Here is a 16,445-nt window from a genome sequence, read left to right as displayed (position 1 = left end):
GATTTAGCGCCCCAAATAGACATCGATGACCTCCTTATTGGCCGTGACATGATCGAGGCTGCCTTCTGCCAGCACCGACCCTTCGTGCAACACAGTGACTTTGCAACCAAGGCGGCGCACAAACTCCATGTCATGTTCCACCACCACCACGGCGCGCGTTTTGGCCGCTTCTACAAGGATGCTGGTGGTATGTTCGCGCTCTGCCGGGGTCATTCCGGCGGCAGGCTCGTCGACCAGGAGCAATCGCGGCTCTTGGGCTAGGAGCATACCGATCTCCAGCCACTGCTTCTGACCATGGCTGAGTTCGCCGGACTTGCGCCGTAGCTGGTCCGACAGGCCGATCTCATTGGCCAGTTCTGCGACCCGTGCCAAATGGGCCCTTTGTGGACGGTAGAATAGGACAGAGAACGGGCCGCGACGGTCTTTCAGCGCCATGAGCAGGTTTTCCTGCACACTTTGATCTTCAAAAACCGTAGGCTTCTGGAACTTGCGACCCACGCCTTCGCGGGCGATCCGGGCCTCTGACAGGCCGAGCAACGATAGGCTGCGCTCGCCCCAGATCACGCGACCTTCGTCGGGTTTGGTCTTGCCTGTCACGATGTCCATAAAGGTGGTTTTGCCGGCACCGTTGGGCCCGATAATTGCGCGCATTTCTGCGGCGCCGATTTGGAAGGACAGGTTGTTGATCGCCCGGAATCCGTCAAAGCTGACCGAGACGCCGGAGACTTCGAGCAGGGTGGTCATTCGCTCGCCTCCTTCTCGCGCAACGCGCCTTGGTCTGGGCCAAGGTCCGCACCGTGGCGGTCGGGCGCAATGCGCCGTTCCAACAGGTCAAACAGCCCGCCGATGCCCTTGGGGGCAAAGAGTGTGACCAGTACAAAGGACAGCCCCAGCACGACGAGCCACCAGTCCACCCATTTGATCGTGTAGAACCCCAGCGGCACGTCAGGGGCCTGTCCACCGGTAAACCACGAGGACACGAGGCTCACGAAACCTGCACCGATCACTGCGCCGTAAAGCCGCCCGCGCCCGCCGATGGCCACCCAGACTGCCAGATAGATCGAGGCGATGGGGGCCAGTTCAGCCGGATTGATGATGCCCGCTTGGGGGTAGTACAGCGCGCCCGCAATGCCAGCGAGACAGGCGGTGCCTGCAAACAGTACCAGCTTGTAGGCTTCGACCGGATAGCCAAGGAAGCGCACGCGCGCTTCGTCATCGCGGATGCCACGCAGGACGGAGCCGAATTTGCCGGACACGACCCAGACTGACAGCAAATAGCCCGCGGCCAGGGCAAAGGCCGCGCCCCAGAAGAACCAGACGGAGACGAGCGCTTGTGGCACCTCCGTTAAGCCGGGAATATTCTGCAGGCCGGACAGCCCGTTGTTGCCGCGCAACCCGTTGTCGTTCTGGAAGAGGTAGAGCGACAGTGCCAGCGTCATCGCCTGCGTCAGGATCGACAAATAAACGCCTGCGACACGGCTGCGGAACGCCAGCCAGCCAAAGACGCCTGCCAGAATGCCCGGCACCAGAACCACCAGCAAAAGCTGCGCAAAAAGACTGTCGGCGAAGGTCCAGATCAGCGGGAACTCCGCAGTGCCCACCACGCCGAAAATCTGGTTCGCCACGGCGTCGGATACTTCCTGTGCTGTGGGCGGGATCGGCGCGTCGGCCAGTGAGGTCACCACGATTTCGCGCGTCCGCTCGTACATCAGCCACATGCCGATCATATAGCCGCCCAGCCCGAAGAAGGCGAAATGCCCGAGGCTGAGAATGCCTGCATAGCCCCAGACCAGATCCATTGAGATCGCCACCAGCGCGAGGCAAAGGGTCTTGCCCAGCGTTTTGACGAAGGACGTGGAAACCATCCCGATGCCGACCCCTTCAGACAGCAGCGTCACGACAAGGGTGAAGACTGCCAGCAGCAGCAGGAAGATCGCGGTGGAACGGTTGCGCCCTTGGTAAGCCCTTTGCATAACCTTAATCCCCCGCCGCGCGGCCTTTGAGGGCAATGATGCCCCTTGGCCGGAACTGAATGAACATGATGATAAAGACGATCATGAAAGTCTGTGCCGCCAGTGTGTTGGACGGGTTGAACCATTCGATGCCCTTTTGCAGGAAGCCGATCATTGCAGCGCCCGCCAGCGTCCCCCAGATGTTGCCGACACCGCCCACCACCACCGTCATGAAGCTTTGCACGATGTAGTCGCTGCCAAGCTCGGAGGTGACTTTGGCAAAAAGCCCGATGGCCACGCCCGCCACGCCTGCGATGCCCGACCCGAGCCCGAAGGTCATCATATTCACCTTGTTCAGATTGATCCCCATCGACGCGGCCATGCTCGGGTTCTGCGTCACTGCGCGGGTTTCCAGCCCCAACCGGGTGCGCCGCATGATGAAGAGGTAGACACAAAGGAAAAATACGGCGAGCACGAAAATCGCGATGCGGATATAGCTGATTGCGACCACGTCGTTGATGACCCATGCCCCGTCGAGCCACGAAGGGGACGTCAGCGGCCTTGCCTGCGTGCCAAAGATATTCTTGGCCAACTGTTGCAGCGCAATGGAGACGCCGAAGGTGGCCAACAGGGTCTCAAGCGGGCGGTTATAGAGCCAGCGAATTACCAGCCGCTCCATGAGCACGCCTGCGGCAAAAGTCACGGCAAAGGCCAGCGGGATCGCCAGAAGGATGCTGGCCGTGTGGTTCGGAACGATCTGCTGCACGACGTAGCCAGTATAGGCGCCCATCATGATAAACTCGCCATGGGCCATGTTGATCACCCCCATCACCCCAAAGGTGATGGCCAGCCCGATCGCTGCGAGGAAGTAAATGGAGGTCAGCGAGAGCCCGTCGAGAATGAGGTCAAAGGTCTGGTTCGCCCCAACTGTCAGAGCGATGGTATCAAGCGCTTCGGACGCGGCGTCAGTCACGCGGGCCGAGGGTTCGAGGTAGACCTTAACAAAGCTGTGCGCGGCCAATGCCTGAGCGATCTGCGCCGTGTCGGGGGCGGGGGGCACTTTGCCTTCCTGCGCAAGCGCGGCATAGGCCTGTAAGCGTATGTCGGGATCATCAAGCCTGTGCACAGGCACACCGCCAACCGTGCCGCCAACAATATGTTCGGCCAGAGCGTTGCGGACCTCATCCGCTGTGACGCGGGCCGGAACCAGATTGGCCGCGACCAGTGTGTCATAGGCTTCTGTCACGCCAATAGTCTCGCCCGGGACAAGGGTTTCGGGGATGTTGAGCGTGTCGGGGGGCGGACCTTCGAATACTGCCCTGCGGGTGCTTAGCATCGGGTTTAGCGTCGCGCGCACATCGACGCCGAGATCGCCAGACATCTCCGACATTGCCGCGATCCGTTGGTCTTCGTCAGCGTCATAAGCCATCGTCAGCAGGCGTTCGGCCCGTTGCTTCATGGCGAGGATTTCGGGGTCCGACTCTTCCGCAAGAGACTCGCGCAGGGAGGGCAGCACCTCTGCACTCGGGTTGCGCTGCACAGAGGTCAGCGCGGCGAGCCGCCGCTTTGGGTCAGGGTCCTGCAATTGGAACCGCACCAAAGCCGAGCCGATCAAGGCACGAATGCCGCTGTTGGGTTTGATCTGCTTTAGCTCCGACGACGGCGCTTCACCGACGACCTCACCACTGTCAAAGTCGTAAAGAGCGTAGGTTTTGCCTTCGACCTTCTCGCCGCGAAAGAACAACCTGTCTGCGCTGCGTTGCCAGAGGTTCTTGGCCTGCCACGCCTGCAGAACGTCCTGCGCCTGCGGCAACCCGCTGTCCGAGACTGCCGCGATGGCCGGGGCGACTGTCCGCCGCGAGTTGTCCAGGATCAACGCCGACTGTTCCTGCAAGATCGTCTGCATCGGTGCTTCTTGAGCGTGCAGGAGGGTGCAGCTCATCGCCACGGCGAGCACCGCAAGTAGGAGATTTTTCATTTGGGGGTCCTACGAGGTGGGAAGGGGCAAAGCGCCCCTTCCGCTTCTCGGTTTCAATGATCAGTAGTTCGACAGGGTCTGAACGCAGGTCTCGGTCTCGGTATTATACATACCGCAGTTCAGGTCCTTCCAATCGGAGGTCAGCAAGGCGCTCTCTGGCAGGAAGTCCGTCCATGCATCGCCCGGCACTTCGGCAGTCTGGCTGACGATATCGAACTGTCCGTCTTCTTGGATCTCGCCGATCAGAACAGGCTTGGCGAGGTGGTGGTTCGGCAGCATGACCGCTGTCCCGCCGGTGAGGTTCGGGAATTCCTGCCCATACATCTTGTCACGCACGGCATCGACTTCGGTGCTTTCTGCCTCGGTGGCCGCGTTCACCCACATGTTGAAGCCGATGTAATGCGCCTCCATCGGGTCATTGGTCACGCGCTCTTCGCCCATCTTGGTTTTCCACGCTTCGATAAAGCCGGTGTTGGCGTCGGATTCGGCAGACTGAAAGTAGTTCCAGGCAGCAAGGTGGCCGACGAGGTTCGCGGTATCGAGACCCGAAAGCTCTTCTTCGCCCACCGAAAAGGCGATGACCGGGATATCGTCAGCAGAGATTCCTGCGGCGGCCAGTTCTTTGTAAAAGCCGATGTTCGCATCGCCGTTGATGGTCGAGATCACGCCGACTTTCTTGCCGTCAGCGCCAAGTGCAACGACGTCGGCGACAATCTTGGACCAGTCGGAGTGGCCGAAGGGCGTGTAGTTCACGAAGATGTCGCTGTCAGCAATGTCTTTGGACTTCAGGTAGCTTTCGAGAATGTTGTTCGTGGTGCGCGGATAGACATAGTCAGTCCCAAGCAGCGCGAACTTCTCGACGCCCAGTTCTTCAAGGAAATAATCCGTTGCCGGGATCGCTTGCTGGTTCGGCGCGGCACCTGTGTAGAACACGTTTTTGGAGCTTTCTTCACCCTCATATTGCACCGGGTAGAACAGAAGGCCGTTCAATTCTTCCACGACCGGCAAGACCGATTTGCGGCTGACCGAAGTCCAGTTGCCAAAGATCACGTCCACCTCATGCACCGACAGCAGCTCGCGCGCTTTTTCGGCGAATAGGGGCCAGTCCGATGCAGGGTCGACGACTACGGCTTCAAGATCGCAGCCCAAGAGGCCGCCCTTAGCGTTTTGCTGCTCGACCAGCATCAGCATGGTATCTTTCAACGTGGTTTCCGAAATCGCCATTGTGCCAGACAGCGAATGCAGCACACCGACCTTGATCGGGCAATCAGCGGCGTAGGCCGGTGCTGTGAGGGCGGAAAAAGCAAGCGTTCCGGCCAGTAGGGATCTGTAGTTATTCATGATGTTCTCCTCGCGGGATCATCGCGGGAACACTTGCGCGGCAGCGCTCGGCATCCTACGTCGATCCTGCAACCTTGTTGTTGCAATCCGTGTGGTGGCCGGGTCGGGCTTCACTTCGTCCGGCTGCCACACACCTTTTCTGCCAAAATGGGTGGCGGTGGGCAGGCTTATGGTTTCTGCGTTGCAGCAAAGCAGGCAAGCTGCATCTTGCTGCCCGCGGGTTCTGCGTCGCTCGGTGATTAAATTGTAGGCGGTTCGGGCAATCCCCGCATAGATATGCGGCAACTGATAAGGCCGAATGAGTCGCGCAGTTCTGCTTTTGCTTCCCTAACAGTGCACAGACGCCCTGTTTCCCCAAACATGCCATTTGGGGATTCCCCGTATTGCACAGTTGAGCCTAGCAGCGTCCTCAGGCCCTAGAATCTGCCGTTTTCGCATTTGCCTATAATTTGAGGGCCCGATCGACGGAACCGTAATAACTCTATCACTGTTCGCGCCGAAAAGTGATTTGACCATCCATAACGGTAACGATCGCATTTACATCGATAAGCGCCTCGGCGGGCCGTTGTGTCAGGTCGTGACTTAGAACCGCAATGTCGGCGTCCATGCCTATCTTCAACCTACCGCGTCTTTTTTCGGCAAACTCTGCCCACGCATTATCCAGTGTATAGCTTGCAAGTGTATCTCGGAGTTTTTGCGCCTGATCGGGCCAATCGTTCCCTAAGTTCAGTGGAGCGACGGCGGCCTTAATCGTCGCCATGACGTCTACAGGAATAACTGGCCAATCGGTTGAGAATATCACTTTAGCCCCGCTCTCACGAATGGTTTGCCATGCGTAGGCCCCTGCGATCTGTTGGGGGTGAATATAGCTTCCTACCCCAGCGGGGGGAAAAATATGCCCGCGCGGCGCGTGGCCAGGTTGCAGCGAAGCCACAATGTCCAGATCGGCTAGCCGGGGAATGTCGTCGGGGTGGATCACTTCGATATGCTCGATCCGGTGGCGACTATCGCGTTTTCCGTTTGCCTTTTGGGCGGCTTCATAGGCGTCTATCGTCCGGCGCACCGCGGCGTCACCGATCGCGTGTACAGCGATCTGAAACCCCAGACGATCCGCTTCGACACAGGCCGCGACGAAATGCTCTTGGGAGAAAACCTCGTCGCCGCAGTTGCCATTCTTGCCCATCTCTCCTGGATAGGGCTGCAACATCAGTGCGGTACCGCTTTCGATAACGCCATCTATGAACATTTTTACATGGCTGCAGCGGACCTTATCGCCCTGAAAGTCTTCGCGCAGGGTAGGGGCTTCATGGGTTAGGCGCTCGACAGGGTCCGTGCCTTTGAGGTGAAACGGTACATGACAGCGGCAGAGCAGGCGGCCTTCGGCTTCCAACTCCGAGAGGAGTTCAAGCTGATAGCGGTTGCCATCCATCAAATGCAGGCCGGTGATGCCCTGAGCGGCGCAATGGGCCAGCCCGCCTGCGATGACATCCTTGTCCATCTTGCGTTCCGCAGGGGTGGCGGGCGGCTCAGGGTCGCGTCCGGCGGTGAGGCCCAACATATCGCGGCCGCCATAGCGGGTGAGCGATAGTATCGGGCTATAGGCGCCCGGCTCAAGCAGCTCGCCGCTGGCAAGCCCGTCATCGCCCATCACGATCTCGGAGCCCGCGTCGACCTCCCCCCCTTGCAACAATCCTGCCGCCTCCAACGCAGCGGTGTTGGCCCAGACGGTGTGATGATCGGGGGCGAACATGGCGAGCGGACGGTCAGGCAGAATGGCATCAAGATCATGCCGGGTAAGGGTCTTGCCCGTACCGAGAATGCCGTAATCCGCCATGACGCAGAACAGCATCCTGTCGTCGGGGTTAGCCTCGGCATAGGGCAGGATCACCCGGCGCATCTCCTCCAGTCCGGCGATGCCGTAGAGATTGAGATATTCCAGTTCGACCGACCCGCCAAACAAATGCACATGGCTGTCAATGAAGCCCGGCAGCACCGTGCCGCTCTGCGCGTCGATGACCTTGGTGTCCGGTCCGATCTTATCAATGATCTGAGCGTCTGACCCGACCGCCGTAATCTTGTTGCCGGTGATGGCCAGAGCGCTGGCGTCGGGCTGGTCAGGGTCGAAGGTGATCAACGCGCCGTTATGGATGACAATATCTGCCGGCATGGGCTTGGGGTCCTTATTGCGATGCGCGCCCCGACCAAAGGCCGGGGCGCAATGTGTTTATCGAGCCAGTTGGCGTTACTTCTGAAGGTCGGTCCAGATCGCGGTATAAAGCTTTTGCGCTTCGGGCGGGCAGACCTTGGCGACATAGGCGGCGCCCTTTAGCTCTTCAGGCACTACCACTTCCGGGGCGGACTTCTGGCGGTCGCTTAAACTGTCGATCCTGACAACGCTCGCCTGACGTGATGCCGGTTTCGGTCTGAAGCCGCTTTAACTCCAACTGCATTTTCTTGCGCAGCTTAAAGTCCAAGGCGCTCAGCGGTTCATCCAGCAGCAAAATCTTGGGCCGCGGTGCCAAAGCGCGGGCGAGGGCGACGCGCTGCTGTTGCCCACCGGAGATTTGGCTGGTCTGCCGGTCGGCCAGCTGGGTCATCTGCACCAGTTCCATCATCTCATCCACGGTCGTCTTGATCGCCGCCTTGGACGTGCCGAGCATTTGCAAGCCGAAACCGATGTTTTCGGCCACGGTCATGTGTGGAAACAGCGCGTAGTTTTGAAAGACAGTATTGATCGGACGTTTGTAGGGGGGCGATGCGAGTAAGCTCTCCCCGAACATGTCCAGACGGCCAGACGTGGGATGCTCAAACCCCGCAATGAGCCGCAGCAGGGTCGTCTTGCCGCAGCCCGAAGGACCCAGCAGCGTGAAAAATTCGTTGTCCTGAATTTCCAGATCGATACTCGCGAGCGCTTCAACCGGCGGATTGCCAGAGTATACTTTGCGCAGCGCCTGTGCGGTGATTGCTTTGGTCATCTTTCCCCCTGATCGCCCAACTCGGTTCTTGTTTTTGAGCAAAGCTTGTCTCGCATAATTGCGCCAATAGTAATTGGTGAATATACCCCTTGAGGGGTAGTGTTCTTGAGTTTTTGATCAGATTTTGGAGTATCTTTGGGCGAAAGGCTGTCAAATACAGCGATTGAGCAACTCCGTGATGCGCTTCATGCCGTCGGCACTCCGGACTTTTTCGAGGCCTACAAAACCTTCTTTAGAGCGCGCATAGCATTTGGGACCTTCTTGATGTTGCGTTTTGATGCAGACCAAACGCCCTTGCTCTTGGATCATTGGATCGAGCCGGGGAAACTGATCGGACGGCCACTCGAAGACTATATGGAGAGCAGCTACGGCTTTGACCCGTTTTATCTACACCGTGGTCTGCCCAAGGGTGGCGGGGTGTTTCGTCTGGCTGACATCGCGCCGGACCGGTTCTTTTCTAGCGAATATTACCTCCAATATTATCGTGGCACCGGACTTTGTGACGAGGTTGGTCTACTCGCACCATTACAGGATGGTGGAGTTGCGCATTTGTCGCTGAGCAAGCGGGATAGCCAGGGCCCCTTTCGGCGCAGTGAGCTTCGGGATCTAAAAAGCTATGCGCCATTGCTGCTGGAACTTCTGGCGCAGCATTGCAATGCCGTGGCTCCGGCCCCGGCCAATCAGCCAGCAATTGCCCGCCCCCCACTTTCGGATGCCATTAGAGGCTATGCGGGGGATCGGCTGAACATCGGTCTAACCGTCCGAGAAGCGCAAATTGCAGGGCTGGTGCTGCAGGGCCATTCTAACGCATCCGCTGCCAAACTGCTCAGTATTGCGACCGAAACCTCTAAGGTCCATCGTCGAAATTTATACCGGAAACTCGTTATATCGTCGCAGCGCGAGTTGTTCGGGGTGTTCAAGCATTTGTTGTGATCTGTCACGGAATATCGGTATGCCGGACTGCTTCCAAAGCGCATAAACTGAAATTTTACTGCACTGGCCACTATCTTCGAAACTAAGCTTGAGCCAATTAATGATCGGTTAGATCAAACCATCTGTGGGGGTGCCTAGCCGATCACTTTCGCAATAGTTTGCCGTCAGGCAAAGGGCCAAGGAGCATCAACCAATCCTACGCAGGCTTGCCATTTGATGCGGGCTAAGCGGCGAATGTTGGGGGAGGTTAAGCAGTCGAGCGCCATCCTGCTTTCCAATCGTTATGCCCCGGTTTCTTCGCCCAGCATCGTCAGAATATCTTGGCAATGGCTGATTTGCCCGCCACAGCAATCGGAAAGCAGAAAGCCAATCATCGCGTTGACTGAGGGCAGATTGGCCTCATAGCGGATTTCCCGCTGGTGCCGCGTGCTTGCGATCAATCCTGCGCGTCTGAGGATCGCTAGATGACCGGATAATGTCGATGGTTTCGCGTCTAAGCGCGATGCGATGGATAGGGCAGGGACGGCCTGCGGGGCGCTGCGGACCAGCAGGCGGAACACTGCTATCCGCGTGGGATGGGCGAGAGCCGAGAAGGCAGCAATGGCGGTGTCCTGATCCATAATTCGTTCATGCCCGAAATATCGAAGCTTGACCAGTGGCTATGGATGCCATAGCCCTATTCTCAATTCGTAAAGTGCCGAAATGACGTTCGATGGCTAACCGCAAGACTTACGCAGACGTGAAGCATCAGAACCATCCACGCTTCGCAAACGCCAATGCAGAATTTTCAAATTTGCCAGAGGGAACAAAATGACTGATCAGACTGCCAACATCGGTGAGCCCATGGGCATATTCGAGCGCTACCTCACACTTTGGGTCGCGCTTGCGATGATCGGCGGCATTGCCATCGGCACCGTCGCTCCGGGGCTTGTGACTGCCGTCGCGGCAGCCGAGGTCGCATCGATTAACCTTGTCGTGGCCGTTCTGATTTGGGCCATGGTTTACCCGATGATGGTGAGTGTCGATCTGGGCGCCGTTGCTGGTGTCGCCCGCCAGCCCAAAGGGCTGCTGGTGACCCTAGCGGTGAATTGGCTGATCAAACCCTTTACCATGGCGCTCCTAGCGGTACTGTTTTTCGAGTATATTTTCGCTCCGTTTCTCGACCCACAAGATGCGGCCCAATATACCGCCGGACTGATCTTGCTGGGGGCTGCCCCTTGTACCGCGATGGTGTTTGTATGGTCGCAGCTTACCCGCGGAGATGCGACCTATACGCTGGTACAGGTCTCCGTGAATGATCTGATTATGGTGGTGGCCTTCGCTCCGATTGTCGCCTTCTTGCTCGGCGTCACTGACATCGTTGTTCCATGGCAAACGCTGGTGCTGGCCACGGTGCTCTATGTGTTGCTCCCCTTGGCCGCAGGGCTCGCCACGCGCCGCCTTTTGAGCACTCCTAAACGGATCGATGCCTTCACAGCGCGGATCAAGCCCCTCTCCGTGGCCGGGCTGATTGTAACCGTGGCAATTCTATTTGGGCTACAAGGCGAAGTGATTTTGCAAAAGCCTTTCGTCATCGTAATGATTGCCGTGCCGATCCTAATCCAATCCTACGGCATATTCGCGCTTGCCTATGGGGCGGCCTACCTCTGGCGGGTTCCACATCGCATCGCAGCACCTTGCGCCATGATTGGTACGTCGAACTTTTTCGAACTGGCCGTCGCGGTTGCGATTAGCCTCTTCGGCCTGAACTCCGGGGCGGCATTGGCCACCGTGGTCGGTGTCTTGGTCGAAGTGCCGGTAATGCTGTCGCTGGTGGCCTTTGCCAACCGCACGCGGGCGCGGTTTCCCGAGGCGGCCAGCTGACAGCGGGAGGTCGAAATACGGTGATGAATTGTAAGCTATGGCCGCTTCGCATCACCGTATTGCGAACCCAGTGATCACTGGCGGTTCAGGTGAACCTTGAAACCGCCTGCCTTCAGGGTGAATTTAACAAGCTTCCCGGCGCTATAAGCCAGCTCCACCCCGAACTTTCTAAAGTGAAACGGAGAGACGTAACCGGGCCCCATGGTGACGCGGTAAGACATGTCGCAGAACACTGTTTCCCCGTCTTGTTCCATCGCCGTCGCAGCCATCCGCACTACACGCCGACCGTCGTACATTGCTATCGGAGAAGGGCAGGTTGTGCTGTTTGCCACTGCGGCGAAAAATTCGGGCGGGAAAACCACACCGCTTGGTACTTTCCCAGCCTCTGTCATTTCGGTCATCTCTGATGGGGGCGCCACCGAAACGGAAGTAACCTTGTCTGCCTTCCGACCAATGGCGATATCGCGTGTTTCGCTGCCGCGGTTCTGCCCGAGGTAGTCAACTTTGCCCCCCGTCGACCGAGCGACTGCTTTGAAAGTTCCGTTCTTCAGACCAAACGGCGCGTTGTTCAGCGATAAGAGCAGACTAGCGTCGTTGCGTTCGCCTTCGAACTGAAGCGTGCCCAGCTGTCGCGAACCCAAGGATACGGTGTAGGTTTGCTCTGCGGCCATCGCAGGGGCTGTGAGGAGGCCAAACAAGGCCGCGAGGCTGAGAGCGCGTATCATGGCATTTCCGGCGGTTAGGGCTTTGGGTTCTCTACCGTCTCACGTGACCTTATGCGACATCATATTTTTTATGCAGTTCTGGATCGGCACTAAATCCCCGTTTGCCGCTAGAACGGGTCGAACAGCTAAAGACCAGACCACTCTTCCCGTTGCGCTAAAAGCTGCTGCGTTTCCGACGTCCCTGCATGCAACTTGGGCGATGAGAGCCGCGTGAAAAGAAAATCTCTATTTTCTGCGACGGAATTTGTTTTGCTGCCCGTATAAGGAAAAGCACAAACCCCGCACCGGCGCTTTCATGAGATTACCCCACGCAACACTGCACTGAACAATGCTGCCCTTCGCACAGCGCAACGCCGGTCTTTGACGGGGCGCTGACACGTCGTATCTCGGCAGCGTTCCAATGCGGATCGCCCCTTAGGAGCCAAGAAGATTTTGAAGAAACTATTCCTCGCCTTGCTATCCGTCGTCATCATCGCGGGGGCTTATGGCTTTGCCTTTGGCGTGCCCGAACCGATTGCCCAGCTTTGGGGCGGTGATAGCACAACCGAAACAACGGAAGCGCCCAGAGAGGCGCGCGCGGGGCGGCGGGGGCAGGGGCGTGCAACGACCGTTGTTCTGACGCCGCTCGAGGCTCGCTCTCATACACTCGTTCTGCGGACTGTCGGCAGCGCGGTAGCACTTCGCCGTACGGAAGTGACGGCAACCGATGCGGGAGAGGTGGTTGAGACCACCTTGCAGGCCAATAGTAGCGTCGAAAAGGGCGACGTCCTTTTGCGTTTGGATGACAGAACCGAGCGGTTGGCGCTCGAAATCGCTCAGGCCAATCGTGATCAAGCACAGGCGACAGTTACACGCTATGAAGGGCTGCGCAGCAATGGCAGTTCGGTCGTGACCGATGTTGCGCTCTCGGAAGCGCGCGTGGCGTTGCGTCTGGCCGAAGCCAATGTCGGGCTGGCAGAGGTCGCGCTGGACGACCGCACGATCTTGGCGCCGATCTCTGGCCAACTGGGGCTGAGCGATGTCAGCGCCGGGGACCGACTGGCAAGCGGGGATGCGATTGTAACGATCGACGATACCTCCAGCCTGCTCGCGACTTTCGAGGTGCCGGAGCGGTCCATCGGACTGTTGGCTGAGGGCAAGCCTGTTTTGGTCTCGACCCCAACCTATGCCGGACGTGTGTTTGAAGGCGTGGTTACTGCCTTTGACAGTCGGCTTGATAGTGTGACGCGCAGTGCCACCGTTCAGGCAGAAATTGAAAACCCCGAAGGATTGCTGCTCTCCGGCATGACCTTTGCTGTGCGCATGACCGAAGAAACCGACCCGCTGCCGGTGGTGCCAGCAACCGCAATCACATGGGACCGCAGCGGCGCAGGCATCTGGCTTGTCGAAGACGGCAGCACCAGTCGCTTTCCCGTCACCATCCGCTACCGCGAGGGCGACAAAGTCTGGGTAGAGACCGAAGCCCCCCTCGGCGGAGAGATCGTGGCTGAGGGTGCGTCGAAACTGCGCGAAGGCGCGCAGGTTACTGCTGCAGGCGCACGCAAAGGTCCGGGCGCATGAGTTTCGAGAAAAGAGCGCATAAAGCCGGTTTCGCCGACATCTTTGTCGCGCGACCAATCTTTGGCATCGTCCTGAACCTGCTGATCATCATCGCGGGTCTGGCCGCCTTTACCTCTGTCGATATCCGAGAGATGCCGGACGTTGACCGGCCCGTGCTGTCCGTCAGAACGACCTATGAGGGCGCTGTGGCGAGCACAGTGGACACGGAAGTGACACAGGTTCTCGAAGACGCGTTGAGCGCGCTTGAGGGGATGTCCTATATCGAATCCACCTCAAGCACCGGGTCGAGCCGCATCACGATCGACCTGTCTGACGATACGAACGTGGATGTCGCCGCCAATGAGGCGCGTGAGATCGTATCGGGCGCTCTGCGTTCTTTGCCGGATGACATCGAAGACCCCAGCGTCAGCAAAAGTGACAGCAACGCAGATGCGATCATTCGGCTAGCGCTGCTAGGAGATGCCAGTCTCGACGCTTTGACAAGATTGGCTGAAAACGCGGTTTACGAACGGCTCTCTTTGATCGACGGCATTGCCGAAGTGACGCTCCGAGGTGACCGGGCCAATGAATTCCGAGTGACGGTAAACATGCCCTCGCTGCTGAGCCGGGGTCTGACGATCTTTGACCTCTCAACCGCATTAGCGCAGCTTCGCGATGATACTGCGCTCGGGTCGTTGTCGAGCGAGTCTCAGACCCTGTCGCTGCGCGTTGGTAACGAAGACGTCACAGTAGATACCATCAAGCAGTTGCCGGTCAATGATACGACACAGGTGGCCGATATCGCCTTTGTCCAACTGATCCCGGAAGATACGAGTGTCTATACCCGTGTGAACGGGGAAACTGCCATTGGTTTGGATATCACCCGGCAATCGGTGGGCAACACGCTGGAGATTTCGCGGGACGTTGCCATCGCGGTTGAGGAATTGCGCGACCAAATGCCCGAAGGCGTGCAACTGCTTGTAACCTCGGACGACGGTATCTTCATCGAAGGCTCGATCAACGAGGTCAGCAAGTCCATCTTGATGGCCACTGGCATTGTTGTGCTTGTGATCTTTCTGTTTCTTCGCTCGCCGCGCGCAACCTTGATCCCTGCGGTCACGATCCCTGTGGCCTTGGTCGGCACTCTGGCGGCAATTTGGCTAACGGGTTTTTCCGTGAATACCATCAGCCTGCTCGCGCTGGTTCTGGCGACGGGGATGGTGGTGGATGACGCGATCGTGGTGGTTGAAAACATCGTGCGCAAACGCAAATCGGGCATGGGGGCTTTCGCCGCTGCGGCCTCCGGCACCAATGAAGTGTTCTTTGCCGTCATCTCGACGACCGCAACACTTGCGGCAGTGTTTATCCCGATCTCCTTCCTCCCCGGGCAGGCCGGGGGCGTTTTTTCGGAGTTCGGCTTCGTGCTGGCATTTGCCGTCACGCTGTCGTCGATCACTGCGCTGACCCTTGCGCCCGTTCTGTCGGCCCTTTTGGACCCCGGCAAAACGCAAGCCGGGGCGGAGCAGGCAGCGCCGGGGGCTTTGGCGCGCGGCTTTGACCGGGTGATGGATTTTGCAATCCGCACGCCTTTGCTGGTTCTTGCGGTTGCCATCGGTTTCGCGATCATCGCGATGGGGGCGGCAACGACATTGCCCTCTACCGTGACGCCCGAAGAAGACCGCGGTTTCTTTCTCGTCCAGGCGCGCGGCGCATCGGATACCACAATCGATTACCTTGATACGCAGGTCTTGCTGGTTGAGGATATCCTCGCTCCCTACCAAGAAAGCGGTCAGATCGAGACCGTTCAAAGCATCATTGGCGTCGGTGGCGGTACCAGTGCCTTTATTGTTGTGCGCATGCCGGACTGGACCGAGCGTGACTTTACCCAGCAGGAATTGATCGGGCAGATCAGCGGCAGGCTTGCCTCGGTGCCCGGCGTGCAAGTCAGTGCACGGTCAACCAACAGCCTTAATATTCGCGGGGCAGGGGGCGGGCTAAGCTTTGCTGTCACAGGTACGAACCTTGCCAATATGACCGAAGCCGCTGGCACACTTGCCGCCGCCATGTCGCAGGTTGAAACATTCGTGAACCCCCAACTGTCCAACAACAGCGTGAACGCGCAGTTGGAGGTTACAGTGGATGACAGCGCGGCGAGTGACATGGGGCTCGACAGTTCGGACATCACAAGCCTTGTGCGCGCTATGGTTCAGGGTGATGTGGCCGTTAGCGTGTTTGCCGATGATGTGGAAACGGATGTGAACGTTGTGCCCGGCGGCCCCCCGATTGATGATCCTTCCGACATCGCTTCTATGTCCATCCGCCTCGAAAGCGGCGCCTATATTCCACTCTCAGCCGTGGCCTCGCTGGACATGGTGGTTAGCGATGCGCAGATCGAACGTTTGGGCGGAGCCTTGGCCGTCTCAATGCAGGCGAACCTGAACGAAGGAGTGGACTTGTCGACAGCGATGGGCCGGGTGCTCTCAATCGCTCAAGAGGTTTTGCCTGACGACATGGGCATCACCTTTACAGGCGAAGCCGCCACGCTCGACGATTCTCAGAACGGTATTTACATGGTCTTCGGCGTGGCATTGATTGTCGTGCTTTTGGTTCTTGCAGCACAGTTCGAGAGTTTTGCCAGCGCGGTCGTCATTATGATGACCGTTCCATTCGGTCTTGCTGCGGCGGTGCTGGCGATTTCGATCACCGGTGGATCGCTGAACTACTACAGCCAGATCGGCCTTGTGATGCTGATCGGTGTTATGGCCAAGAACGGTATTCTGATTGTCGAATTCGCAAACCAGTTGCGCGAAGCGGGGGCGGATATCGACAGTGCCATTCGAAGTGCCCTGCGCCTCCGCATCCGGCCGGTGATGATGACAATGGTCTCGACTGTCTTCGGTGGGCTGCCACTGATCCTCACGACTGGTGCAGGCGCAGAAGCACGTATCGCTGTCGGCTGGGTGATCGTTGGCGGCCTTGGCTTTGCTACTGTGTTTACGCTGTTCCTTACGCCGATCTTCTACCGCTGGATCGCCGTTTGGGGTGCCACACCCGGTGGGGCGGCCCGCAGGCTACAGGCCGAAGCAGAAGCCGCCGCGAGCGTGAGCGCCTAGCCTTACGCAGAAGACCGGAAAGCGCA

The 16,445-nt window shown here is 58.4% G+C and carries 11 protein-coding genes and 1 pseudogene; 4 read left to right on the top strand and 8 right to left on the bottom strand.

The window, feature by feature from the left end; translation table 11 throughout:
• Positions 1 to 3 precede the first annotated feature (3 nt).
• From urtD to BLS57_RS18125, 6 genes and pseudogenes are all read right to left on the bottom strand, one after another.
• Positions 4 to 744, bottom strand: coding sequence for an urea ABC transporter ATP-binding protein UrtD (gene urtD, locus BLS57_RS18150; RefSeq protein ID WP_093744071.1), 741 nt, complete (start codon positions 742 to 744; stop codon positions 4 to 6).
• On the bottom strand, positions 741 to 1,973 hold the full coding sequence (gene urtC, locus BLS57_RS18145) for an urea ABC transporter permease subunit UrtC (protein WP_093744070.1): 1,233 nt from the start codon (positions 1,971 to 1,973) through the stop codon (positions 741 to 743). Before urtC ends, urtD begins: the two co-directional genes overlap by 4 nt.
• Before the next feature lie 4 nt (positions 1,974 to 1,977).
• Entirely contained in the window at positions 1,978 to 3,930 is a 1,953-nt protein-coding gene (gene urtB, locus BLS57_RS18140) for an urea ABC transporter permease subunit UrtB (RefSeq protein ID WP_093744069.1), read from the bottom strand.
• A gap of 60 nt (positions 3,931 to 3,990) precedes the next feature.
• Positions 3,991 to 5,271 carry an urea ABC transporter substrate-binding protein gene (gene urtA, locus BLS57_RS18135; RefSeq protein ID WP_093744068.1) on the bottom strand — a complete coding sequence of 427 codons (1,281 nt, stop codon included), beginning with the start codon at positions 5,269 to 5,271 and terminating at the stop codon, positions 3,991 to 3,993.
• A gap of 484 nt (positions 5,272 to 5,755) precedes the next feature.
• The gene (locus BLS57_RS18130) at positions 5,756 to 7,438 is read right to left on the bottom strand and encodes an amidohydrolase (protein WP_093744067.1); all 1,683 of its coding nucleotides are present in this window, start codon (positions 7,436 to 7,438) and stop codon (positions 5,756 to 5,758) included.
• A 238-nt stretch (positions 7,439 to 7,676) separates the two neighbouring features.
• A pseudogene (locus BLS57_RS18125) lies at positions 7,677 to 8,246 on the bottom strand (ABC transporter ATP-binding protein); the annotation flags it as partial.
• Positions 8,247 to 8,381: 135 nt separating this feature from the next.
• On the opposite strand from BLS57_RS18125, the gene BLS57_RS18120 reads away from it, so the two are divergent.
• Positions 8,382 to 9,179, top strand: coding sequence for a helix-turn-helix transcriptional regulator (locus BLS57_RS18120; RefSeq protein ID WP_093744066.1), 798 nt, complete (start codon positions 8,382 to 8,384; stop codon positions 9,177 to 9,179).
• A 281-nt stretch (positions 9,180 to 9,460) separates the two neighbouring features.
• Here the strand turns inward: BLS57_RS18120 and BLS57_RS18115 are convergent, their stop codons facing one another.
• Positions 9,461 to 9,799: an ArsR/SmtB family transcription factor gene (locus BLS57_RS18115; RefSeq protein WP_093744065.1), complete on the bottom strand. Its 339-nt coding sequence runs from the start codon at positions 9,797 to 9,799 to the stop codon at positions 9,461 to 9,463.
• A 190-nt stretch (positions 9,800 to 9,989) separates the two neighbouring features.
• Between BLS57_RS18115 and arsB the strand changes: the two genes are divergently transcribed.
• Positions 9,990 to 11,042 carry an ACR3 family arsenite efflux transporter gene (gene arsB / locus BLS57_RS18110; RefSeq protein ID WP_093744064.1) on the top strand — a complete coding sequence of 351 codons (1,053 nt, stop codon included), beginning with the start codon at positions 9,990 to 9,992 and terminating at the stop codon, positions 11,040 to 11,042.
• Between the two features lie 74 nt (positions 11,043 to 11,116).
• On the opposite strand, the gene BLS57_RS18105 is transcribed toward arsB, so the two are convergent.
• Positions 11,117 to 11,767: a hypothetical protein gene (locus BLS57_RS18105; RefSeq protein WP_093744063.1), complete on the bottom strand. Its 651-nt coding sequence runs from the start codon at positions 11,765 to 11,767 to the stop codon at positions 11,117 to 11,119.
• A gap of 432 nt (positions 11,768 to 12,199) precedes the next feature.
• Between BLS57_RS18105 and BLS57_RS18100 the strand changes: the two genes are divergently transcribed.
• Both BLS57_RS18100 and BLS57_RS18095 read left to right on the top strand, forming a co-directional pair.
• Positions 12,200 to 13,327, top strand: coding sequence for an efflux RND transporter periplasmic adaptor subunit (locus BLS57_RS18100; RefSeq protein ID WP_093744062.1), 1,128 nt, complete (start codon positions 12,200 to 12,202; stop codon positions 13,325 to 13,327).
• Positions 13,324 to 16,419 (top strand): efflux RND transporter permease subunit, encoded by a 3,096-nt coding sequence (locus BLS57_RS18095; RefSeq protein WP_093744061.1) that lies wholly within the window; start codon positions 13,324 to 13,326, stop codon positions 16,417 to 16,419. Before BLS57_RS18100 ends, BLS57_RS18095 begins: the two co-directional genes overlap by 4 nt.
• Positions 16,420 to 16,445: the final 26 nt, after the last annotated feature.

Origin of the sequence: Sulfitobacter delicatus, from assembly GCF_900102535.1 — a bacterium.
GTDB lineage: Bacteria > Pseudomonadota > Alphaproteobacteria > Rhodobacterales > Rhodobacteraceae > Sulfitobacter > Sulfitobacter delicatus.
Note: the sequence above shows the minus strand (reverse complement) of the source record. Positions and strands in the feature narration are given on the sequence as shown.